We start from the raw sequence: 20,759 nt of genomic DNA on the forward strand, positions 1-20,759 counted from the left end.
ATGAGAGTCTGGGCAGTCGCCAATCAAAAGGGTGGTGTTGGTAAAACCACATCTTCCATCGCTTTAGCCGGTTTGCTGGCAGAGGCGGGCAAGCGCGTGGTTGTGGTCGATCTCGACCCGCACGGCTCGATGACCAGCTATTTCGGTTACGACCCCGACAGCCTGGAACACAGCAACTACGACCTGTTTCTGCACAAGGGCACCGTGCCGCAAGGCCTCCCGGGGCAACTGTTGCTGTCGACCAGTGATGAACGCATTTCCCTGTTGCCGTCCAGCACCGCGCTGGCCACCCTCGAGCGTCAGTCGCCGGGGCAGAGTGGTCTGGGCCTGGTGATCGCCAAGAGTCTGGCGCAGCTGTGGCAGGACTTCGATTACGCCGTTATCGACAGCCCGCCGTTGCTTGGCGTGCTGATGGTCAACGCCCTCGCGGCGAGTCAGCAACTGGTGATCCCGGTGCAGACCGAACACCTGGCCGTCAAAGGCCTGGAGCGCATGGTCAACACCCTGGCGATGATCAACCGCTCGCGCAAACAGGCGCTGCCTTTCAGCATTGTGCCGACGTTGTTCGACCGCCGTACTCAGGCATCGCTGGGCACCTTGCGTGTGTTGCGCGACAAATTCCCGGACGAGATCTGGCAGGGTTACATCCCGGTCGATACTCGTCTGCGCGACGCCAGCCGCGCCGGTGTCACGCCTTCGCAATTCGACGGCAAGAGCCGTGGTGTGCTGGCTTACCGTGCGCTGCTCAAACATCTGTTGGCGCAACAACTTGTTCCGCAGGTGGCTTGAAATGATTTTGACCTCTGTAGGAGCTGCCGCAGGCTGCGATCTTTTGATCTGGCTTGGCGGTGCTCCTGAAAAGATCAAAAGATCGCAGCGTTCCGCAGCTCCTACAGGGAGTTGTGTATGAATCGGCCGCTGAAATCGACGTCGAAGCCGCAGTTGGCGTTGCAGTCTTATCTGGACAGTTTGTTGGAGGAGATTCCCGACGAATTGCCGGCGCAGATTGCGGCAAAGCCTGAGGTGATTGAAAGCGCTGAAGCGCTGGATGAATTCCAGGCTGCCGTGCTGGAAGAGCAGGCGCGTGATGCACAGAAAGCCGCCAAACCTGTCACGCCGGTTGCCGCGCCTGCGATGGCGCCAGTTGCCAAAGCGCCGGTGGCGTTGATCGAAGAAGCCGAACCGGTTCGCGCATCGGTCTCGACATTGGCACCGCTGCTGCAAACTCAGTTGCTGAAGACCACACCGGAACCGGCAGTGGTCGAGCCTGCGCCAGTCGTGCCCGCACCCGTCGAACAGACGCTGGTGCCGCCACTGGTGGAAGTGCATCTGCCGCCGAGCAACACGCCGCCGCCGGTGGAAACCGACGGCCGTCCGGCCTGGGCCTCCGAAGCGTTCGAATGTTTGCTATTCGACGTTGCCGGTCTGACCCTTGCGGTGCCGCTGGTGTGCCTCGGCTCGATCTATTCACTGGCCGGTCACGAGCTGACACCGCTGTTCGGTCAGCCGGAATGGTTCCTCGGGATTCTGCCGAGCCAGGCCGGCAACCTGAAGGTGTTGGACACCGCGCGTTGGGTCATGCCGGATCGTTATCGTGATGACTTCCGTCAGGGTTTGCAGTACGTGATTTCGGTACAAGGTTACGAGTGGGGCCTGGCGGTGCATCAGGTCAGCCGTTCGTTGCGTCTTGATCCGAATGAAATCAAATGGAGAAGTCACCGGGGTCAGCGGCCATGGCTCGCCGGCACCGTGATTGAGCACATGTGTGCATTGCTGGACGTTTCCGCACTGGCCGAGTTGATCGCCAGCGGTGGGGCAAAGCACTTGGGCGGCAGCAAGCCGCTACATAAACCGACATAGCAGCCGACATAACAATCAGGCGACGGCATTGTTGAATGCCGCCACACAGAACACACACCGCTCAGTGCGGTTTTTTCGAGGGGTCAGGGTATGAGTAGTCAGGCGACGAATGCAAAAGGTTCTGAAGATCCGATCCTGCAATGGGTGACCTTCAAGCTGGACAACGAAACCTACGGCATCAACGTGATGCGCGTTCAGGAAGTGCTGCGCTACACCGAAATCGCTCCGGTGCCGGGCGCGCCAAGCTACGTGCTGGGCATCATCAACCTGCGCGGTAACGTGGTCACGGTAATCGACACCCGTCAGCGCTTCGGCCTGATGAATGCCGAGATCAGCGACAACACCCGTATCGTCATCATCGAAGCCGACAAGCAAGTGGTCGGGATCATGGTCGACAGCGTGGCGGAAGTGGTTTACCTGCGTCAGTCGGAAATCGAAACCGCACCGAACGTCGGTAACGAAGAGTCGGCCAAGTTCATTCAAGGCGTGTGCAACAAGAACAACGAACTGCTGATCCTGGTCGAACTGGACAAGATGATGAGCGAAGAAGAATGGTCGGATCTGGAGAACATCTGATTGATTCTCGAGGTTGCGGTCATTGTCCTGTTCCTCTTCTGGGCAGGCACGCTGGCGATGTTTCTGGCGTACATCAAGGCGCAGCGGGTCATCGCTGCGCAACAGGCTCAGAGCGATGCGCTGCGTGATCAGCGCATCAAGGACCTGGCCAAGCGCGTTGACGACTACCAGAACGGCAATGTGCACATGGGCGAGGCCCTGCACGAGCTGCGCGCGGTAGTCGGTCCGTTGCCGGACAAAATTGTTCAGCTGGAACAGCGCGACCCGTCGAGCCTGTCGTTCGCCCAGGCGGCGAAACTGGTGGGCATGGGCGCGAGCGTTGATGAACTGACTCAGTCCTGCGGGTTGACCCAGGCTGAGGCGGAGTTGATGCGCAAGTTGCACAAGAGCTGATTTTTGCGCTCAAGCTCAAAGCGCTATTCGCGAGCAGGCTCGCTCCCACATTCGATCGCATTCCTCCAGTAGGAGCGCGGCCAAATGTGGGAGCGAGCCTGCTCGCGAAAGCGCCTTTGAAACCTCAGTAATCATCCCCGCGATCGGTGACGTCCTTCTCGATCATCGGCGCATCCGGATCCTGCCCCTCCGGGAATTTGCCCTTCAGATTCCACGCAAACGCGATGATCTCGGCGATGGTGCGGTACAGCTCCTCGGGAATGCTGTCGCCCAACTCCATCCGCGCCAACAGCCGCACCAGTTCAGCATTTTCATAGATCGGCACTTCGCAGTCGCGAGCGATCCGCAGGATTTCTTCGGCCAGTTCTTCGTCGCCCTTGGCGGTGAGGGTCGGGGCGTGGTTGCCGTCGTACTTGAGGGCGATGGCCTGGCGTGGAGCAGTAGTGTCATTCATGCGGTTTCGTCGACCCAGCGGTGTTCGAGGCGGGTTTGGTTGCCTTGCGGCGGGGTGCCGAGGTGGCAGTCGAGATCGCCGACATTCAAGCCGCGATCCAGCAGACGCTGACGCAGCGCGGCCAGATTGTTTTCGATCAGGTCGGCGGTGTACGGTCGTTCGGCCCACAGCTGACTCGACAGGCTGCCGGCGATCAACTGCGCCTGAATCTGCATCGGCCCGAGCGGCTCCATGTCGAACGCCAGATCGACGCGCCACAGTTGTTGCTTCGGTTCGCGTTCGTCGCGGCGCTCGTCGGGTTGGGGGTCTTTCTGCGGCGCTTCTTCGCGCTGGAACTTGACCTGCAATGGCACGATGTCCTGCAAGTTACGCATGGGGATTTCCAGTTGCCAAGTGCTGAGCAGGCGGCCGTCATCGGTGACGCCGGTCTGTTCCAAGCTCGACAGTTGATGGCTTTGCAAGCGCGATACCGCAGCGGCGGCGAGGCGCAGCAATTGCTCCAGATCGCCTTCGCCTTCCAGGCTTTGCAGCAAGCGGTGGGGCAGGGGGAAGCTGCTCGGCACGGGTTTCGCGCTGACCTGGCCGAGGGTGCCGAGCGCGTTGCGCACGAAGCTCGGCAGCGCCTGCGCCAGGGTGTTGGCGGCGATGATGGCGTTGAAACTGGTGCTGCTCGGCAGGCCCGGGGTCAGTTGTGCGATCAGCTTGAGCAGATCGGCTTTCATGTCCGGGGCCAGCGAAGGGTTTTGTCCGGTGAGCAGTTTGGCTTCGAGGAAGGCGCCGCTGTTGGCCAGCGCCAGGGCGACACCTTTGGCAGTGCTCATCTGCTGCACGTCTGGCAGGCTGGCGAGCAGTTTGTCGACCACGGCGCGCAAATCCGCCGATGTCTGATCGGTGGCTGGCGGCAGGCTTTGCAGCGCATTCAACAAACCGTTCAGCGACGCCTGGCGACTCTGCTGGCCGACCAGTTGCTGACTCACCGCCAATTGTTCCTGACGGTTGCTCAAGGGCACGAACTTGAGGGTTTGCGAATCCTGCACCAGCGCCGAGAGCAAAGTCCCGATGCGCAACGGCTGCGGGCTGTCGATCGTCAATGTGCTCCCGCTCAACGCTGTGTTGAGCAAACTGACCATCGAACGAAAAACCGTCGCTTGCCCCGGCGTCTGTGGCAAAGCTTGCGAAGTCACGACTTTGCCTTGCAGCAACGTGCCCACCGGCAATTGCGCAGTATCGATGCGGGTGAGGGTGGCGACGCTGCTGGCAATCGCCTGTTGTACGGTAATCGCCAGATTGCCCGCTGACGGTTGAGTGATTGCCAGACTGGTGCCTTGCGCCAGCGGTAGATTGCTGGTCGCTTGCACGGTGGTCTGGCGGCCGCTGTCCAGTGTCACCTTCAGCAACAATTGAAAGGTCTGATCTGCCTGTTTAAGCGACAACACCTCAGCCTTGGCGCTTTGCCCGGCACCGATCAAGCCTTCGACTGGCGTCAGCAGCTTGAGCAGTTCGCCGACCTGCGGGCGAGCGGTCGCCGGGGTGGTTGGCGGGAGCGGGAGGATGTTCATTTCGCCTGTCATACGCGGACACAACCTGAGGAAATTGCACTCTTGAGAGTAAGGCACGGCATGTATAATGCCGCCCGTCTTGCGCTTCGTTCAAAAAAACATAGCAATTGGTTGACGCAGCTCTCTAGATCGAGCCGTCAATGCATCTATGCTGCATCTCTTTAACGGCCGCGCCAGAGCCGACTTGAACCGTATAAGGCCCGTGATCCCTTGACCAGTCCTGTCCTGCAAACCGTTGCCCTCGCGTGTGAGCGAGACCTGCGACTGCTCTTCGAAAATCTCGAATTGAGACTGGCCAGTGGCGATATGGTGCAGATCAGCGGTCCCAACGGCAGCGGTAAAACCAGCCTTTTGCGATTGTTGTCCGGTTTGATGCAACCGACCAGCGGCCAGGTGTTGCTCAACGGCCAGCCCTTGACCGAACAGCCCGGCGAACTGGCGCGTAACCTCTTGTGGATTGGCCATGCCGCCGGGATCAAGGATCTGCTGACCCCGGAAGAAAATCTGTCCTGGCTCTGCGCCCTGCATCAACCCGCCGAACGCGAGGCGATCTGGCAGGCACTGGCAGCCGTAGGATTGCGCGGATTCGAAGATGTTCCCTGCCACACGCTTTCCGCCGGCCAGCAACGCCGCGTGGCGCTGGCGCGGTTGTATCTGGACAGCCCGCCGCTGTGGATTCTCGATGAGCCGTTTACCGCCCTCGACAAGCAGGGCGTGGCGCAACTGGAAGAACACCTGGCCGGGCACTGCGAGCGCGGCGGCCTCGTCGTCCTGACCACCCATCACACCCTGAGCCGGATGCCGGCCGGTTATCGCGACATCGATCTGGGGAACTGGGCAGTATGAGTGTGTTCGGCCTGCTGGTTGCCCGTGAGTCCCGACTGCTGTTTCGCCGCCCGGCGGAACTGGCCAATCCGCTGATTTTCTTTGCCATCGTCATCGCTTTGTTCCCGCTGGCCGTCGGCCCGGAAACTCAAGTCTTGCAAAACCTGTCCCCGGGGTTAGTCTGGGTGGCCGCACTTTTGTCGGTCCTGCTCTCGCTGGACGGGCTGTTTCGCAGTGATTTCGAAGACGGGTCCCTGGAACAGTGGGTCCTTTCGCCGCACCCGCTGCCTCTTCTGGTCTTGGCCAAGGTGCTGGCACACTGGCTTTTTTCCGGACTGGCACTGGTGTTGCTCTCGCCCTTGCTGGCGTTGATGCTTGGTTTGCCTGCCGCTTGTCTGCCGGTGTTGCTGCTTTCGTTGCTGCTGGGGACACCGGTGCTGAGCTTGCTCGGCGCGGTGGGCGCGGCACTGACGGTCGGTTTGAAACGTGGCGGCCTGTTGCTGGCGCTGCTGATTTTGCCGTTGTACATCCCGGTGTTGATCCTTGGCAGTGGCGCCTTGCAGGCGGCGTTGCAAGGCATGCCGGCGACCGGGTATCTGCTGTGGCTTGGTAGCCTGACCGCCCTGGCGATCACCCTGACACCCTTTGCAATAGCGGCTGGCCTGAAGATCAGCGTCGGCGAATAATGAGGTCTGGTTAAAATTTAACCAGCAAAGACCCTGAGACCGCTCACACTGATGAGCGGCAACCGTGATGGAAACAGTATGAACTGGACCTGGTTTCACAAGCTCGGCTCGCCCAAGTGGTTCTACGGCATCAGTAGCAAGTTTTTGCCGTGGCTGAGCATCGCTGCGTTGCTGTTGATTGGCGTTGGCGTCGTCTGGGGCCTGGCCTTTGCGCCGCCGGACTATCAGCAAGGCAACAGCTTCCGCATCATCTATATTCACGTACCTGCCGCGATGCTCGCTCAGTCGATTTACGTGATGCTCGCGGTGTGCGGCGTGGTGGGTCTGGTTTGGAAGATGAAGCTGGCCGACGTGGCCCTGCAATGCGCCGCACCAATCGGCGCGTGGATGACCGCCGTGGCGCTGGTCACCGGGGCGATCTGGGGCAAGCCGACCTGGGGCTCGTGGTGGGTATGGGATGCGCGGCTGACCTCGATGCTGATTCTGCTGTTCCTGTATTTCGGCGTGATCGCGCTGGGCAACGCCATCAGCAACCGCGACAGCGCCGCCAAGGCTTGTGCGGTGCTGGCCATCGTCGGCGTGATCAACATCCCGATCATCAAATACTCGGTGGAGTGGTGGAACACCCTGCATCAGGGCGCGACCTTCACTCTCACCGAAAAACCGGCGATGCCCGCCGAAATGTGGCTGCCGCTGCTGCTGACGGTGTTGGGTTTCTACTGTTTCTTCGGTGCCGTGTTGTTGCTGCGCATGCGCCTTGAAGTGCTCAAGCGCGAAGCCCGCGCCAGTTGGGTCAAAGAAGAAGTGCAGAGCAGTCTGGAGGCCGCGCGATGAGTTTTGCTTCATTCGGCGACTTCCTCGCCATGGGCCATCATGGCCTGTATGTCTGGTCGGCCTACGGCATCTGTCTGGCGGTGCTGATCCTTAACGTGGCGGCGCCGATCGCGGCCCGCAAGCGCTATCTGCAACAAGAGGCGCGTCGTCTGCGCCGGGAGAATGGCAAGTGAATCCGCTGCGCAAGAAACGTCTGATCATCATTCTGGCTATTCTGGTCGGGGTCGGCGCTGCCGTTGGCCTGGCCTTGAGTGCCCTGCAGCAGAACATCAACCTGTTTTACACCCCGACCCAGATCGCCAACGGCGAAGCGCCGCAAGACACGCGGATTCGTGCCGGCGGCATGGTCGAGAAGGGCTCGCTGCAACGTTCCCCGGATTCGCTGGACGTCAAATTCGTCGTCACCGACTTCAACAAGGCTGTGACCATCACCTATCGCGGCATCCTCCCGGATCTGTTCCGCGAAGGGCAGGGGATCGTCGCGTTGGGCAAAATCAATGCTGACGGCGTGGTGGTGGCCGATGAAGTGCTGGCCAAGCACGACGAGAAGTACATGCCGCCGGAAGTGACCAAGGCGTTGAAAGACAGCGGCCAATCCGCTCCGACCCAAGCGAAGGAGGGTTGATCGATGACTTCCGCACTTTTTATTCCCGAGCTCGGCCATTTGGCGATGATTCTGGCGCTGTGCTTTGCGCTGGTACAGGCCGTGGTACCGTTGGTCGGTGCCTGGCGCGGTGACCGCTTCTGGATGAGTCTGGCCCAGCCAGCCGCGTGGGGGCAGTTTGCGTTTTTGCTGTTCGCGTTCGGCTGCCTGACCTACGCGTTCATGGCTGATGACTTCTCCGTCGCCTATGTGGCGAACAACTCCAATACCGCTCTGCCGTGGTTTTACAAATTCAGCGCAGTGTGGGGAGCCCACGAAGGTTCGCTGTTGCTGTGGGCGCTGATCCTCGGCGGCTGGACGTTCGCGGTGTCGGTATTTTCCCGGCAGTTGCCGCAAGTCATGCTCGCCCGCGTCCTGGCGGTGATGGGCATGATCAGCACCGGTTTCCTGCTGTTCCTGATCCTTACGTCCAACCCGTTCAAGCGCATCCTCCCGCAAATGCCCAGCAATGGCGCGGACTTGAATCCGTTGTTGCAAGACATCGGCCTGATCGTTCACCCGCCAATGCTGTACATGGGTTACGTCGGCTTTTCGGTGGCGTTCGCGTTCGCCATCGCCGCGTTGATGGGCGGTCGTCTCGATGCGGCGTGGGCCCGTTGGTCGCGGCCTTGGACGATTGTGGCGTGGGCCTTCCTCGGTATCGGCATTACCCTCGGCTCGTGGTGGGCTTATTACGAACTCGGCTGGGGTGGCTGGTGGTTCTGGGACCCGGTGGAAAACGCCTCGTTCATGCCTTGGCTGGTCGGCACCGCATTGATTCACTCGCTGGCGGTCACGGAAAAACGTGGCGTGTTCAAGAGCTGGACGGTGTTGCTGGCGATTGCCGCGTTTTCGCTCAGCCTGCTCGGTACGTTCCTGGTGCGTTCCGGTGTGCTGACCTCGGTACACGCGTTCGCCTCCGACCCGGAGCGCGGCGTGTTCATCCTGATCTTCCTGCTGTTCGTGGTCGGTGGCTCGCTGACGTTGTTCGCGTTGCGCGCGCCTGTGGTCAAGAGTCAGGTCGGCTTCAACCTGTGGTCGCGGGAAACCCTGCTGCTGGGCAACAATCTGGTATTGGTCGTGGCCGCGTCGATGATTCTGCTCGGCACCCTGTACCCGCTGATTCTCGATGCCCTGAGCGGCGCCAAGCTGTCGGTCGGCCCGCCGTACTTCAACGCGTTGTTCATTCCGTTGATGGCGTTGCTGATGCTGGTGATGGCGGTGGGTGTGGTCGTGCGCTGGAAAGACACGCCGGTTAAATGGCTGGCCAGCATGCTCACTCCGGTGTTGCTCGGCAGCGTCGCATTGGCAGTGGTGGCTGGCGTCGCTTACGGTGATTTCAACTGGGCCGTTATCGCCACTTTCCTGCTTGCTGCGTGGGTGTTGCTGGCCGGTGTGCGCGACATCTTCGACAAGACTCGTCACAAAGGCCTGATCAAAGGCCTGCCGACCCTGACCCGCAGTTATTGGGGCATGCAGATCGCCCACCTCGGCATCGCCGTTTGCGCGTTGGGTGTGGTGTTGTCGAGCCAGAACAGCGCCGAACGCGACCTGCGTCTGGCGCCGGGCGAGTCGATGAACCTGGCCGGTTATCAGTTTGTATTCGAAGGCGCCAAGCACTTCGAAGGGCCTAACTTCACGTCCGACAAGGGCACCATTCGGGTGATCCGCGACGGCAAGGAAATCAGTGTGCTGCACCCGGAAAAACGTCTGTACACCGTGCAGAACTCGGTGATGACCGAAGCCGGCATCGACGCCGGTTTCACCCGTGACCTCTACGTCGCCCTCGGCGAGCCGCTGGACAACGGCGCGTGGGCCGTGCGCGTACACGTCAAACCGTTCGTGCGCTGGATCTGGTTCGGCGGCTTGCTCACAGGTGCAGGCGGGCTGCTGGCCGCACTGGATCGGCGTTATCGGGTCAAGGTGAAATCCAAGGTGCGTGAAGCGCTGGGCATGACGGGAGCGGCTGCATGAGACGTTGGTTGATGCTGGTGCCACTGGCGATTTTCCTGCTGGTGGCGGTATTCCTTTATCGCGGTCTGTACCTCGATCCGGCGGAGCTGCCGTCGGCGATGATCAACAAGCCGTTCCCGGAGTTTTCGCTGCCAAACGTGCAGGGTGATAAAACCCTGACCAAAGCCGATATTCTCGGCAAACCGGCACTGGTCAACGTCTGGGGCACCTGGTGCATTTCCTGTCGGGTCGAGCATCCGGTGCTGAACAAGCTGGCCGAGCGCGGCGTGGTGATCTACGGGATCAACTACAAGGACGTCAACGCCGATGCCTTGAAGTGGCTGGCCGAATTCCACAATCCGTATCAGTTGGACATCCGGGACGACGAAGGCTCGCTGGGCCTGAACCTCGGCGTGTACGGTGCTCCGGAAACCTTCTTCATCGACGCCAAGGGCATCATCCGCGACAAATACGTCGGCGTGATTGACGAGCAGGTCTGGCGTGAAAAACTCGCGGCCAAGTATCAGGCGCTGGTCGATGAGGCCAAGCCATGAAGCGCTTTCTAGCCGCCGTGGTATTGGGTTTGAGTCTGGTCGGTGTGGCTCACGCCGCCATCGACACCTACGAGTTCGCCAAAGAAGGTGATCGCGAGCGTTTCCGCGAATTGACCAAGGAACTGCGCTGCCCCAAGTGCCAGAACCAGGACATCGCCGATTCCAACGCACCGATTGCGGCTGACCTGCGCAAAGAGATTTTCCGCATGCTTGGCGAGGGCAAGGACAATCAGCAGATCATCGACTTCATGGTCGACCGCTACGGTGATTTCGTCCGCTACAAACCCGCACTCAACGCCAAGACTGCACTGCTGTGGTTCGGCCCGGCCGGGCTGTTGCTCGGTGGTTTCGTGGTGATCGCGGTGATCGTTCGCCGACGTCGCGGCCAGCGCGCCGAGACCCCGCAAGCGCTGTCCATCGAAGAGCGTCAGCGCCTCGACCAACTGTTGGATAAAAACCAAGAATGATTGATTTCTGGCTTGCCGCAGGGCTGTTGCTTCTGGTCGCCCTGAGTTTTCTGCTGATCCCTGTTCTGCGTGAACGCCGCGCCCAGCGTGAAGAGGATCGTACTGCTCTCAACGTTGCGCTGTATCAGGAACGCGTTGCCGAGTTGCAGTCGCAACAGGCCGAAGGTGTGCTGGATGCCGCGCAAATGGACAGCGGCCGCGCTGAAGCCGCGCGTGAACTGCTCGCCGATACCGAAGGTGTGGCTGCGCCGCGCGTCTCGAAGCTGGGCAAACCGTTGCCGCTGCTGGCGGCAGTGCTGGTGCCGGTCTTGGGCCTGGGTCTGTATCTGCACTTCGGCGCTGCCGACAAGGTGGAACTGACTCGCGAATTCGCCCAGGCACCGCAGTCGATGGAAGAGATGACCCAGCGTCTGGAGCGTGCCGTTGCTGCGCAACCGGATTCGGCTGAAGGCCTGTACTTCCTCGGTCGCACCTACATGGCTCAAGAGCGTCCGGCGGACGCGGCGAAGATGTTCGAACGCGCCGCCAACCTTGCCGGCCGTCAGCCGGAGCTGCTCGGCCAGTGGGCGCAGGCGCAGTATTTTGCTGATGGCAAAAAGTGGTCGGACAAAATCCAGGCCCTGACCGATGAAGCGCTGAAGGCTGATCCGAAGGAAGTCACCAGCCTCGGCCTGCTCGGCATCGCCGCGTTCGAAGGCGAGCGTTATCAGGAAGCCATCGATTACTGGAACCGTCTGCTGGCGCAATTGCCGCCGCAGGACAATTCCCGTGCCGCGTTGCAAGGCGGAATCGAGCGAGCCGCAGAACGCCTGCAAGCCAGCGGCGGCAAGGTCGCCCAGGCAACAGCGCCAAAAGCAGCTTTGTTGAAAGTCAGCGTCGATCTGGCCAGCGAACTCAAAGGCAAAGTGCAACCGGGTGACAGCGTGTTCATCTTCGCCCGCGCCACGTCCGGGCCACCGGTACCGCTGGCAGCCAAGCGCCTGACCGTGGCGGATCTGCCGGTGACCGTCGAACTGGGCGATGCCGACGCCATGATGCCGCAGTTGAAACTGTCGAACTTTCCTGAAGTCCAATTGGTTGCGCGCATCTCCCGTGCCGGTCAGCCGACCGCAGGGGAGTGGGTCGGTCGCAGCGGCCCTCTGGCCAGCAGCACCACCGCGCTGCAAAAATTGACCATCGACAGCCCGGACAAGTAACCGGGCAACACAGGAAAGCACCCCCATGCACACCCTCGCCCGAATCACGGTTCTCACATTGGCCCTGGGCCTGAGCGCATGTGCGGTGCAACCACCGGGACGGAGCACTAACCTGCCGCCGATCCCACCATCGCAGCCGAGCCCGACCCCGTCGACCTCGCCAACACCGGGCAAGAGCATCCCCGCCAAACCGGCAAAACCCGTCCCACGCACCTCGGCCAGTTTCGCCCCACCACCGGGCGGCAACAGCCATTGGGATCAGAAACTTGGCGTCTATGTCCTCGACGACCAGTCCAACACTTTCTACCGACAGCGCACCTACTTCCGCTGGAACAATGGCTGGAGCCGCTCCGTCAGCCCCAACGGCCCATGGGAAGACACCGACATCCAGGGCGTACCACAGGGGTTGGGCAAGCGGTTCGGGCAGTGAGTGAAAACGGCGATCTTCGGATCGCCGTTTTGCTGTCTATGGCTGCAATAAATCACACTCTGTAAAACAACCGGGCGTCGCTCTTTGGATTTCTGTACTTGAGTAAAGATAACTCTAGGGTTATTTTTTTGAGCCGAAGCAAGGAGGCGGTTGGTGCAGAGCAGACTATTGATGAAGGAGCTGGAGGAAGCAGGCTGGACGCTGGATCGTGTCACCGGCAGTCATCACATCTTCAAGCACCGTTACAACCCGTACACGATTGCCGTCCCTCGTCCGAAAAAGGATTTGCCGTTGGAGACGGTCAAAAGCATCAGGAGGCGTGCGGGGTTGTACAACCCGCCAGCCAGTTATGAAGGAGATCCATAATGCAATATCCAATCTGCATCGAGTGGGGCGATGAGAACACCGCCATCGGTATTCAGATCCCCGATATTCCCGGCGCCGTGACGGCGGGGGATAGCTTTGAAGATGCCTACAAGGCTGCGGTTGAGATCGCACACATCATGCTCCAGGAGATTGCGGCGGACGGAGAGTCGATTCCGATGCCGACCTCTGCGGCGGCGCATCGCAATAATCCGGAGTTCGCCGGGATGGGCTGGGGCATGCTGGAGCTGGATATCTCGCCGTACCTGGGCAAGACCGAAAAGGTCAACGTGACACTGCCTGGCTATGTGATTCAGCGAATCGACCGCTATGTGCGCGAGCACAATGTCAAAAGCCGCTCTTCCTTTCTGGCGGATGCGGCGATGGAGAAGTTGGTTCGGTATTGAAAACATCGCGGGCCAGTTGACCCGCGATGTTTTTACGTGTTAAGCAGTCGCCAGCGACCGCCCTTGCGATGCACTCAAAAACCGCAACAACGCCAACAACGGAAAAACACTGCCAACAATCACGATCCACAACCAGCCGCCATGCTCGAACACCGCGCTGGCCACCGAGGAGCCGAAGGCGCCGCCGATGAAGATGCTGGTCATGTACAACGCATTGAGGCGACCACGACTTTTCGCATCCAGCGAGTAGACCGCACGTTGGCCTAGCACCATGTTCATCTGCACGCAGAAGTCGAGTACCACGCCGGTCACGGCCAGGCCGATCACGCTGTAGGCCGGGTGGATGAACGCGGGCAGGAAGCTCAGGCTGGCGAACAGCATGGCCAGCAGCGAGGCGATGCGGGTGTGACCGGCGTCGGCCAGGCGTCCGCTGATCGGGGCGGCGATGGCACCGATGGCGCCGACGAGGGCGAAGATCGCGATCTCGCTTTGCGACAGGCCATGGTTGCGTGCCAACTCCAGCGGCACTGCGGTCCAGAACAGGCTGAACGTGGCGAACATGCAACCCTGATAAAACGCGCGCTGACGCAGCACCGGTTGCTGACGCAGGAGCGTCCACAGCGAACCGATCAATTGCCCGTAGGTGGCGCTGTGATCCGGTTGGCGCTTGGGCACGGTGAGTGCCAACACCACGCTGATCGCCGCCATCAACGCCGCAGCAATCATGAACATCGCCCGCCAGCCCAAGTGGTCGGCGACCACGCTCGACACCGGCCGCGCCAGCAGAATACCCAGCAGCAGGCCGCCCATGATCCCGCCGACGACGCGCCCGCGAGACTCTTCCGGCGCCAGATGCGCGGCCAGCGGAATCAGGATCTGAACCGACACCGAACTGAAACCCACCAGCAGCGAGATCAACAAAAACAGGTTGGGCTGATCAGTGAACGCCGCACCAAGCAGGCTGGCAATTGCCACCACGGTGGTGATGATCATCAACCGACGGTTTTCCAGCAGATCACCCAGCGGCACCAGGAAGAACAGACCCAGCGCGTAGCCGATCTGTGTCAGCGAGACGATGAAACTGGCCATGGTGTCAGTCAGACCGATGTCCGGCGCAATCAGGCCGATGATCGGTTGCGCATAGTAGATGTTGGCAACGATGGCGCCGCAGCAGAAAGCGAACAGCAGCACCATGCCTCGGGTCATTGCGTGAGTTGTGGCGGTCATAAGGTTTCTCGATCCAGCGAAAGTGAATGCGGTGAGGCTAAAGGATGGGGCGAACCGGCGGTAGAAACGTCAGATCGATATCAGTTATTCCATTGCGGAATGAGTGACGCTCGGGTGGTGTCGCCCATCGGCGAACCTTGCGTCCGACCGTTGAGCGTCGATGATACATTCACTTACATCTTGTTCGATAGCGTGCTTATGTTTGCATTGGCTGTTTCAACATCTATCACTGGAGGATTGCAATGTTTGGTCAGAGGCTTCGTCACACCGCGACCATCGCTTTGATTGGCCTGCTGGGCGCAACCACCGTGCAAGCCGCCGACCCGCCGGGGATGCGCATGGGCGTGCGCGGCGAGATTACCGGCGTCAGCGCAGACTCTTTGAAAGTCCACGTCAACAGCGGCGAGAACGTGGTGGTCCAGTTGACCGGTGACACCAAAGTCCGCGCCGTCACCCTCGCCAATATCGAAGACATCAAGCCCGGCAGCTACATCGGCTCGGCGGCGATACCGCAGGAAGATGGCACGCTCAAAGCGCTCGAAGTGCATGTGTTCCCGCCGGAGCTGGCGGGCAGCGGCGACGGTCACCGGCCCTTTGATCTGGCCAAGGGCAGCAGCATGACCAATGGCAGTGTCGGCGATCTGGTGGTGAGCAATGGCCGGGTGCTGACGGTGAACTACAAGGGCGGACAGCAGAAGATTGTGGTGCCGGAGGATGCGCCGATCGTCAACCTGACGCCGGGCGATAGAAGCTTGCTGAAGGTTGGGGTGAAGATTGTGACGTTCGTGACTCAAAGCCCGGACGGTACTTTGACCGCTCAATCGATTTCGGCGGGGAAGGATGGGGTGACGCCGCCAATGTAGTCATGGCTGTCTAATGCATCCAATAAGATCAACGTTTTTGCACATACCCCCAGTTTGGTGTAGTGGGCTGTGTGTTGTAGCACGAGTAAATGTGCGACTGGATCGTATAGTTATTTCCTTCTTCTGTAGCTCTAGGTTGTCGCGTAAGTAGGAAAAATCCAGCCTACGACGATTTGATTACAGATTTTTTCACTCTGTACTGGTCGGTTTTTTCGGACCATCCGCTCCAGTGGTTTTTGGGGTTGGCGAGGAAGCAAAAAAAAACTAGAGTGTGAGTCAATAATTTATTAGGGATGCCCTCAATGGCAGCAAAATCGGCTCCAGAGAAACGAATTAAAAAGTCTTCGTCTGAAAAAACGCGGAAGGTAGATGTTAAGGGGCCGGCTCTTGATTTGCCTGAGGGCGTTTCTCAAGAGATTGAACCTTCATGCTTATTGTTGGATCCCCATAACCTAAGGTTGTTGGAACGTCTGGGAGAGACTTATAAAGATCTGAACGTCAATCTTTTTGGGCAGCCTGCTATTCAAGAGAAACTTTTTGAAATTGTAAATCGCGAACCTCGCTTTGATATAGCTTCGTTGTCAGCCTCTATTGCCAATAATGGTTTCTTGAAACATGAAAGGTTGATTGTTGCCAAGTATGATGGCGATAAGTTTTTGGTTCTTGAAGGCAATCGACGTGTAACTGCTGTACGAAGGCTGATCAATGAATCTGGTGGTGGTTACGAAAAACTTCGCCCTCAGGTAAGAGAAACACTAAGGACACTCCCATGTTTTGTATTGGAAGGGCCAGTAATCGACGGTAGTGTCGAGCGACTGGAGGCATATAGACGTGCTTCTGAAATTTACATTGGCATGCGCCATTTAATGGGGGCGAAGAGTTGGGAGCCCGCGAGTCGTTATGAGTTTCAATCCAGACTTATTTTTGACGATGGCTGGAGCGTCGTTCAGGTTGCTGAGCGATTTGGACGAAAAAAAGCAGAAGTATTACGAGACCTGAAAGCGCATGTTCTATATAAGGATTTCGTGAGTTTTGAAAAGAGGATTCTGATAAAACACACTCTGACCTATAACGCATTTTCCGAAGCTGCGCGTGCACCTGCTATATCGAAATGGTTGGGGTGGTCAGAGCGTGATATGAGCTATCTCGATAAAGATAATGAGGAGATATTTTTTCATTACTTGTTGAATAAGCTTACTGATGCATCTGGTGAGACGGAGGATTTGGATGATAATAATGCCGTCGAAGTATCCGCAGAGTTAGCGGTTCGTCGCCTCCGTGAAATGTTAAAGCTGGAGGATAGTTCGGTTTTGGAGGCGCTAAGTGATCGGGACTTCCGATCAGCTGAGATTTTTTTTGAGGAGCGGAAAGAGGGGGAGCTTCCCAAAAAAATCGCAATGTTTACTCGTACTTTGAAGAGAACAACTACGGATGATTTGACCGAGTCTCCTGAGACGCAGCAGAAACTGGAGGAGTTGAAGGTTCAGGTGGTAAAGATGTTGGCAATAATTAATGCCTTGTCTGGAGTAAGTCATGGCGTTAACTGACGGGCAAATATTAAAAGTCATAGGTGCGGCAAAGAAAATTTCGATCGATGCTCCCGAGGTTTCAGTAGAGGACTTTTATGGGGTTAATCTTGGGTTAAATCAAATTCAGCTTGCTGCGGCGCTCCCTGATCCCGATCCAAATGGCGAGGTTGCGATTGCGACTGGGCATCTTTCACTCGCGCGTGAACAAATGTTGCGGGATCGCTGTGAGATTGCAGAATTTGTTGTTTATTCTGGTGCGAACGGTAAGAGCTTTATTTCCGGGTTGTGTACATATTTATCGAAAACAGGGATGCCGTCATCTTACCCAGCAGATTTTTTAGAGCGAGTAAAAAAACACAAAAAAATCCGAGCTGAGTTATTGAATATTGATAAAGGTCATAACCTTGAGCTGGTGGCGGCAGCCATTCTTTCTGGTGCATGTTCTGTTGGCGAGGCAACGAAAGGATCGGGTGATCAAGGTATAGATGCAATTGCCTGGAGTCACCTGATTGATATAGAAGAGTCTTTCTCCCTCGGTGCCGTCGGGGATGGGGCAGTACGGCCGGGCCAGAAAGTCATGGTTGTGGCTTCTTCAAAAGCCGCCATTGGCAGTAATCATGATGAGCCGAAAATTATTAGCCCGGCTCATATCCGAGAGTTGATCGGAGGATGGTTGATCCAGCGAAGTGAAAGTGGCAGCTGGCGCTCGTTCGGTATTCAAATGCTAACGCCGCTTCAATTGGTTCTCGTCACAACTTATCGCCTTAGCGCAGCATCAAAAGATGAGTGCCAAAAGCTGGGTGTTCAGGTATGGGGTATCGCAGAATTGATTTTCCTGATCTGTAGGCACGCCCCTGACTCTGTTTTTTTTCAGTCCGGAAAACCTGTCTTTTCTCCGACTAAATTTAGTGAGTGGTGGGGAGGAAAAGCGCATTCCCGCTTAAGTCCCGAGTCAGCTTGAAATGCAAGGCGACCTCTTCAGGTCGCCTTTTTCGTTGTCACTTAAGTCTTACTGCCCGCCATAAATCTGATCAAACACCCCACCATCATTGAAGTGAGTCTTCTGCACCGTGCGCCAGTCGCCAAAGGTTTTCTCCACCGAGAGGAAATCAACTTTCGGGAAGCGGTCGGTGTACTTCGCCAACACCGCCGGGTCACGCGGACGCAGGTAGTTGGCGGCAGCAATTTCCTGACCTTCCGGCGACCACAGGTATTTCAGATACTCATCAGCCGCTGCACGCGAACCTTTCTTGTCGACCACTTTATCGACCACCGACACCGGTGGCTCGGCTTCGGCGGAGACGCTTGGGTAGATCACTTCGAACTGATCACGACCAAATTCGCGGGCGATCATTTCTGCTTCGTTCTCGAAGGTCACCAGCACGTCGCCGATCTGGTTGGTCATGAACGTGGTGGTCGCGGCGCGGCCACCGGTATCCAGCACTGGCGCTTGCTTGAACAGCTTGCCGACGAAGTCTTTGGCCTTGTTCTCGTCACCGCCGTTTTTCAGCACGTAGCCCCAGGCCGAAAGGTAGGTGTAACGACCGTTGCCCGAGGTTTTCGGGTTCGGCACGATCACTTGCACGCCATCCTTGAGCAGGTCCGGCCAGTCTTTCAGAGCTTTCGGGTTGCCCTTGCGCACGATAAATACGGTGGCCGAGGTGAACGGCGCGCTGTTGTTCGGCAGGCGCGTGACCCAGTTGTCAGGAACCAGTTTGCCGTTGTCGGCGAGGGCATTGATGTCGGTCGCCATGTTCATGGTGATGACGTCAGCGGGCAGGCCATCGATCACGGAACGCGCTTGCTTGCTCGAACCGCCGAAGGACATCTGCACGGTGATGTTTTCGTTGTGCTCGGCTTGCCAGTGCTTCTGGAACGCAGTGTTGTAGTCCTTGTAGAAATCGCGCATCACGTCGTAGGAAACGTTCAGCAGAGTCGGTGCGGCTTGAGCCACGCTGCCGAAGGCAAGACCGGCGGCGAGAAGTGAGGCGCCAAAGAGTTTTTTCACTGCGCATTCCTTGTTCTGTGGGGTGTTGTGCCAAAAATGAGGCCATTTGCCAGCGACTATAACGGGGCACGCATAGTCGCTTAAAGATTAAAAAGCTCTGTGCTTATTCCATTTTCTTGAACAGCTGATTGCCACAGCGTGAGCAAAACGCAGCGCCGTGTTCGTGGCTGTTTTTCCTGCACACCGGGCAGTCGTGTTGCAGCTGTTCGCCGCGCATGGCATTGGCCAGTTCGGCGGTGAAAATCCCGGTCGGCACGGCGATGATCGAGTAACCGGTGATCATCACCAGCGACGAAATTACCTGACCCAGCGGTGTCTTCGGCACGATGTCGCCGAAGCCCACCGTGGTCAGGGTCACGATAGCCCAATAGATGCCTTTGGGAATGCTGGTGAACCCGTGTTCCGGGCCTTCGATCACGTACATCAACGTGCCGAACACCGTCACCAGGGTGCAGACGCTGACCAGAAACACCACGATCTTCTGCTTGCTGCCGCGCAGCGCCGACATCAAATAGTTGGCTTGCTTGAGGTACGGGCTGAGCTTGAGCACGCGGAAAATCCGCAGCATCCGAATAATTCGAATAATCAGCAGGTACTGCGCATCGCTGTAATACAGCGCAAGTATCCCGGGTACGATCGCCAGCAAATCCACCAGCCCATAAAAACTGAAGGCGTAACGCAGCGGCTTGGGCGAGCAATACAGACGCAGGATGTACTCACCGAGAAAGATGATCGTGAAGCCCCACTCGATGTACGCCAGCACATCGGCGTAGTTCTGGTGAATGCTGTCGATGCTGTCGAGCATCACGATCACCAGGCTGGCGAGGATGATCAACAGCAAAATGCCGTCGAAGCGCCGCCCGGCGAGGGTGTCGCTCTGGAAAATCATGACGTAAAGCCGTTCACGCCAACTGTTGCTGCTGTCCATGGATAACGCCCGAATCGAAGATCAGCGCAGCCTAGGTTGATTCTCCCCATGAGTGCAAGACGCGTCGTCGACCGTGGCTTTGCCGAGCATCTGAATGCCGGCATGGATCAGCCAGCAGGCGAGGATGAATGGCGCGGTCAATGTGGCCAGGCCGATGGCGGCGAACAGCGGCGTGACCAGTAGCGCCACAACAATGCCGAGCAACGGCAACCAGGGTTGTCGGCGCTGGGCACTGAAGGCGAGGGCGGCAAGTATGGCGTTGTAACTGCCGAGGCCGAGCAGTGCCGCGCTGGTTTCGTGGTGCAACAGGCTAGAACCGAGGCCGACGGCAGACGCCAGCAAAGCCCAGCCGAAAGCACGACGATCAGCGAACAGCAAACCAATGGCGATCAACGCGCCCGCCAGCGGATGACCGAGGAACATCACTTGGCCCAACCCTCTGAGTTCGGCGGCGAGCAGATTCAGCGTCGTCATCTCGATGTGAGCTGTCGGCGCGGACGGCTCGGCAAAGCACAGCAGCACCCAGCTCATGCCCACGAAGGGCGCGGTGTAGGCGGGCATCGATTGGCTGAGTCGCACGCGTTTGAGCCATTGCTGAGTGACCATCGCGCTCAAACCGCCAGCAGCGAGAATCAGTGGCGGCAGCATCGGCGACCACGGGAAATACAGGCTCAGCAACAGGCCGAGCAGGACACCGTTGTAGCTGAACAGCCCGGCCTGGCGATCAGCCTTGGCGTAGTTGCGCCGTTGCGCCGTGAGCAATCCGGCGACGGCACCGAGCAGCGCACCGGCGAATAGCACTGGCGCTGTCAGCAGGATCGCCAGCAGACACAGCAGGCCGCACAGCGGATGGCGCTGGAGGAATATCTGACTGAAACCGTTGAGCAAAGCCTCGGCCCAGTCGGGGCAGTGGGTGTTGAAAGAGTTGGCAGGCATGGCAGTTCTGAAAGTCGGTACTGATCGTTCCCACGTCGAGGCGTCGAACCGTCTGCGTGGGAATGCCT

Annotated in this window: 25 protein-coding genes; 19 read left to right on the forward strand and 6 right to left on the reverse strand. The window is 58.5% G+C overall.

From position 1 onward, the window contains the following. From IAI51_RS04555 to IAI51_RS04570, 4 genes are all read left to right on the forward strand, one after another. Positions 1 to 789, forward strand: coding sequence for a ParA family protein (locus IAI51_RS04555; protein WP_187677397.1), 789 nt, complete (start codon positions 1 to 3; stop codon positions 787 to 789). Between the two features lie 117 nt (positions 790 to 906). Beyond that, positions 907 to 1,860: a CheW domain-containing protein gene (locus IAI51_RS04560; RefSeq protein WP_187677398.1), complete on the forward strand. Its 954-nt coding sequence runs from the start codon at positions 907 to 909 to the stop codon at positions 1,858 to 1,860. Between the two features lie 90 nt (positions 1,861 to 1,950). Then, positions 1,951 to 2,436 (forward strand): chemotaxis protein CheW, encoded by a 486-nt coding sequence (locus IAI51_RS04565; RefSeq protein ID WP_010456928.1) that lies wholly within the window; start codon positions 1,951 to 1,953, stop codon positions 2,434 to 2,436. Continuing rightward, entirely contained in the window at positions 2,437 to 2,829 is a 393-nt protein-coding gene (locus IAI51_RS04570) for a DUF2802 domain-containing protein (protein ID WP_187677399.1), read from the forward strand. It begins immediately after the preceding gene. A 124-nt stretch (positions 2,830 to 2,953) separates the two neighbouring features. Here IAI51_RS04570 and IAI51_RS04575 read toward each other — a convergent pair whose 3' ends face one another. Both IAI51_RS04575 and IAI51_RS04580 read right to left on the reverse strand, forming a co-directional pair. Then, a complete protein-coding gene (locus tag IAI51_RS04575) occupies positions 2,954 to 3,283 on the reverse strand; it encodes an EscU/YscU/HrcU family type III secretion system export apparatus switch protein (protein WP_187677400.1) in 330 nt (109 codons plus the stop codon). Next, on the reverse strand, positions 3,280 to 4,854 hold the full coding sequence (locus IAI51_RS04580) for a flagellar hook-length control protein FliK (protein WP_187677401.1): 1,575 nt from the start codon (positions 4,852 to 4,854) through the stop codon (positions 3,280 to 3,282). Before IAI51_RS04580 ends, IAI51_RS04575 begins: the two co-directional genes overlap by 4 nt. A 198-nt stretch (positions 4,855 to 5,052) precedes the next feature. Between IAI51_RS04580 and ccmA the strand changes: the two genes are divergently transcribed. The 12 genes from ccmA (at position 5,053) to IAI51_RS04640 (ending at position 13,200) form a co-directional block, all read left to right on the forward strand. Then, entirely contained in the window at positions 5,053 to 5,688 is a 636-nt protein-coding gene (gene ccmA / locus IAI51_RS04585; protein WP_187677402.1) for a cytochrome c biogenesis heme-transporting ATPase CcmA, read from the forward strand. Beyond that, on the forward strand, positions 5,685 to 6,353 hold the full coding sequence (ccmB, locus tag IAI51_RS04590; protein ID WP_085710502.1) for a heme exporter protein CcmB: 669 nt from the start codon (positions 5,685 to 5,687) through the stop codon (positions 6,351 to 6,353). The genes ccmA and ccmB overlap by 4 nt, the downstream gene beginning before the upstream one ends. Positions 6,354 to 6,431: 78 nt before the next feature. Beyond that, entirely contained in the window at positions 6,432 to 7,187 is a 756-nt protein-coding gene (locus tag IAI51_RS04595) for a heme ABC transporter permease (protein ID WP_187677403.1), read from the forward strand. Next, positions 7,184 to 7,360, forward strand: a complete 177-nt coding sequence (ccmD, locus tag IAI51_RS04600; RefSeq protein WP_011333085.1) for a heme exporter protein CcmD — start codon at positions 7,184 to 7,186, stop codon at positions 7,358 to 7,360. Before IAI51_RS04595 ends, ccmD begins: the two co-directional genes overlap by 4 nt. Continuing rightward, on the forward strand, positions 7,357 to 7,812 hold the full coding sequence (gene ccmE, locus IAI51_RS04605; protein WP_187677404.1) for a cytochrome c maturation protein CcmE: 456 nt from the start codon (positions 7,357 to 7,359) through the stop codon (positions 7,810 to 7,812). Before ccmD ends, ccmE begins: the two co-directional genes overlap by 4 nt. A gap of 3 nt (positions 7,813 to 7,815) precedes the next feature. Continuing rightward, positions 7,816 to 9,804: a heme lyase CcmF/NrfE family subunit gene (locus tag IAI51_RS04610; protein WP_187677405.1), complete on the forward strand. Its 1,989-nt coding sequence runs from the start codon at positions 7,816 to 7,818 to the stop codon at positions 9,802 to 9,804. Then, on the forward strand, positions 9,801 to 10,337 hold the full coding sequence (locus IAI51_RS04615) for a DsbE family thiol:disulfide interchange protein (RefSeq protein ID WP_187677406.1): 537 nt from the start codon (positions 9,801 to 9,803) through the stop codon (positions 10,335 to 10,337). Before IAI51_RS04610 ends, IAI51_RS04615 begins: the two co-directional genes overlap by 4 nt. Next, the gene (locus tag IAI51_RS04620; RefSeq protein ID WP_095190679.1) at positions 10,334 to 10,804 is read left to right on the forward strand and encodes a cytochrome c-type biogenesis protein; all 471 of its coding nucleotides are present in this window, start codon (positions 10,334 to 10,336) and stop codon (positions 10,802 to 10,804) included. Before IAI51_RS04615 ends, IAI51_RS04620 begins: the two co-directional genes overlap by 4 nt. Then, a complete protein-coding gene (gene ccmI, locus IAI51_RS04625; protein WP_187677407.1) occupies positions 10,801 to 12,000 on the forward strand; it encodes a c-type cytochrome biogenesis protein CcmI in 1,200 nt (399 codons plus the stop codon). Before IAI51_RS04620 ends, ccmI begins: the two co-directional genes overlap by 4 nt. Before the next feature lie 25 nt (positions 12,001 to 12,025). Beyond that, entirely contained in the window at positions 12,026 to 12,430 is a 405-nt protein-coding gene (locus tag IAI51_RS04630) for a hypothetical protein (RefSeq protein ID WP_187677408.1), read from the forward strand. Between the two features lie 153 nt (positions 12,431 to 12,583). Continuing rightward, positions 12,584 to 12,796 (forward strand): type II toxin-antitoxin system HicA family toxin, encoded by a 213-nt coding sequence (locus tag IAI51_RS04635; protein WP_187677409.1) that lies wholly within the window; start codon positions 12,584 to 12,586, stop codon positions 12,794 to 12,796. Next, positions 12,796 to 13,200 (forward strand): type II toxin-antitoxin system HicB family antitoxin, encoded by a 405-nt coding sequence (locus IAI51_RS04640; RefSeq protein WP_187677410.1) that lies wholly within the window; start codon positions 12,796 to 12,798, stop codon positions 13,198 to 13,200. Before IAI51_RS04635 ends, IAI51_RS04640 begins: the two co-directional genes overlap by 1 nt. Positions 13,201 to 13,239: 39 nt before the next feature. Here the strand turns inward: IAI51_RS04640 and IAI51_RS04645 are convergent, their stop codons facing one another. Next, a complete protein-coding gene (locus IAI51_RS04645; RefSeq protein WP_187677411.1) occupies positions 13,240 to 14,427 on the reverse strand; it encodes an MFS transporter in 1,188 nt (395 codons plus the stop codon). Positions 14,428 to 14,669: 242 nt separating this feature from the next. On the opposite strand from IAI51_RS04645, the gene IAI51_RS04650 reads away from it, so the two are divergent. From IAI51_RS04650 to IAI51_RS04660, 3 genes are all read left to right on the forward strand, one after another. Further along, positions 14,670 to 15,290 carry a DUF5666 domain-containing protein gene (locus IAI51_RS04650; RefSeq protein WP_187677412.1) on the forward strand — a complete coding sequence of 207 codons (621 nt, stop codon included), beginning with the start codon at positions 14,670 to 14,672 and terminating at the stop codon, positions 15,288 to 15,290. A 302-nt stretch (positions 15,291 to 15,592) separates the two neighbouring features. Continuing rightward, positions 15,593 to 16,837: a hypothetical protein gene (locus IAI51_RS04655; RefSeq protein ID WP_187677413.1), complete on the forward strand. Its 1,245-nt coding sequence runs from the start codon at positions 15,593 to 15,595 to the stop codon at positions 16,835 to 16,837. Then, positions 16,824 to 17,780: a hypothetical protein gene (locus IAI51_RS04660; RefSeq protein ID WP_187677414.1), complete on the forward strand. Its 957-nt coding sequence runs from the start codon at positions 16,824 to 16,826 to the stop codon at positions 17,778 to 17,780. The genes IAI51_RS04655 and IAI51_RS04660 overlap by 14 nt, the downstream gene beginning before the upstream one ends. A gap of 48 nt (positions 17,781 to 17,828) precedes the next feature. Here IAI51_RS04660 and IAI51_RS04665 read toward each other — a convergent pair whose 3' ends face one another. From IAI51_RS04665 to IAI51_RS04675, 3 genes are all read right to left on the reverse strand, one after another. Continuing rightward, positions 17,829 to 18,827: a sulfate ABC transporter substrate-binding protein gene (locus IAI51_RS04665; RefSeq protein ID WP_187677415.1), complete on the reverse strand. Its 999-nt coding sequence runs from the start codon at positions 18,825 to 18,827 to the stop codon at positions 17,829 to 17,831. A gap of 103 nt (positions 18,828 to 18,930) precedes the next feature. Beyond that, positions 18,931 to 19,755, reverse strand: a complete 825-nt coding sequence (locus IAI51_RS04670; protein WP_187677416.1) for an ion transporter — start codon at positions 19,753 to 19,755, stop codon at positions 18,931 to 18,933. A 21-nt stretch (positions 19,756 to 19,776) separates the two neighbouring features. Then, positions 19,777 to 20,691, reverse strand: coding sequence for an urea transporter (locus IAI51_RS04675; RefSeq protein ID WP_187677417.1), 915 nt, complete (start codon positions 20,689 to 20,691; stop codon positions 19,777 to 19,779). Between the last annotated feature and the right edge of the window lie 68 nt (positions 20,692 to 20,759).

Source organism: Pseudomonas sp. N40(2020) (assembly GCF_014472415.1).
Taxonomy (GTDB): domain Bacteria; phylum Pseudomonadota; class Gammaproteobacteria; order Pseudomonadales; family Pseudomonadaceae; genus Aquipseudomonas.

What these genes read in the sequence shown, in the direction of transcription:
- IAI51_RS04555 (WP_187677397.1), top strand. Translation starts at nt 1, where the DNA reads ATGAGAGTCTGGGCAGTCGCCAATCAAAAGGGTGGTGTTGGTAAAACC.
- IAI51_RS04560 (WP_187677398.1), top strand. Translation starts at nt 907, where the DNA reads ATGAATCGGCCGCTGAAATCGACGTCGAAGCCGCAGTTGGCGTTGCAG.
- IAI51_RS04565 (WP_010456928.1), top strand. Translation starts at nt 1,951, where the DNA reads ATGAGTAGTCAGGCGACGAATGCAAAAGGTTCTGAAGATCCGATCCTG.
- IAI51_RS04575 (WP_187677400.1), bottom strand. Translation starts at nt 3,283, where the DNA reads ATGAATGACACTACTGCTCCACGCCAGGCCATCGCCCTCAAGTACGAC.
- IAI51_RS04580 (WP_187677401.1), bottom strand. Translation starts at nt 4,854, where the DNA reads ATGACAGGCGAAATGAACATCCTCCCGCTCCCGCCAACCACCCCGGCG.
- ccmB (WP_085710502.1), top strand. Translation starts at nt 5,685, where the DNA reads ATGAGTGTGTTCGGCCTGCTGGTTGCCCGTGAGTCCCGACTGCTGTTT.
- IAI51_RS04595 (WP_187677403.1), top strand. Translation starts at nt 6,432, where the DNA reads ATGAACTGGACCTGGTTTCACAAGCTCGGCTCGCCCAAGTGGTTCTAC.
- ccmD (WP_011333085.1), top strand. Translation starts at nt 7,184, where the DNA reads ATGAGTTTTGCTTCATTCGGCGACTTCCTCGCCATGGGCCATCATGGC.
- IAI51_RS04610 (WP_187677405.1), top strand. Translation starts at nt 7,816, where the DNA reads ATGACTTCCGCACTTTTTATTCCCGAGCTCGGCCATTTGGCGATGATT.
- IAI51_RS04615 (WP_187677406.1), top strand. Translation starts at nt 9,801, where the DNA reads ATGAGACGTTGGTTGATGCTGGTGCCACTGGCGATTTTCCTGCTGGTG.
- IAI51_RS04620 (WP_095190679.1), top strand. Translation starts at nt 10,334, where the DNA reads ATGAAGCGCTTTCTAGCCGCCGTGGTATTGGGTTTGAGTCTGGTCGGT.
- ccmI (WP_187677407.1), top strand. Translation starts at nt 10,801, where the DNA reads ATGATTGATTTCTGGCTTGCCGCAGGGCTGTTGCTTCTGGTCGCCCTG.
- IAI51_RS04630 (WP_187677408.1), top strand. Translation starts at nt 12,026, where the DNA reads ATGCACACCCTCGCCCGAATCACGGTTCTCACATTGGCCCTGGGCCTG.
- IAI51_RS04640 (WP_187677410.1), top strand. Translation starts at nt 12,796, where the DNA reads ATGCAATATCCAATCTGCATCGAGTGGGGCGATGAGAACACCGCCATC.
- IAI51_RS04645 (WP_187677411.1), bottom strand. Translation starts at nt 14,427, where the DNA reads ATGACCGCCACAACTCACGCAATGACCCGAGGCATGGTGCTGCTGTTC.
- IAI51_RS04650 (WP_187677412.1), top strand. Translation starts at nt 14,670, where the DNA reads ATGTTTGGTCAGAGGCTTCGTCACACCGCGACCATCGCTTTGATTGGC.
- IAI51_RS04655 (WP_187677413.1), top strand. Translation starts at nt 15,593, where the DNA reads ATGGCAGCAAAATCGGCTCCAGAGAAACGAATTAAAAAGTCTTCGTCT.
- IAI51_RS04660 (WP_187677414.1), top strand. Translation starts at nt 16,824, where the DNA reads ATGGCGTTAACTGACGGGCAAATATTAAAAGTCATAGGTGCGGCAAAG.
- IAI51_RS04670 (WP_187677416.1), bottom strand. Translation starts at nt 19,755, where the DNA reads ATGGACAGCAGCAACAGTTGGCGTGAACGGCTTTACGTCATGATTTTC.
- IAI51_RS04675 (WP_187677417.1), bottom strand. Translation starts at nt 20,691, where the DNA reads ATGCCTGCCAACTCTTTCAACACCCACTGCCCCGACTGGGCCGAGGCT.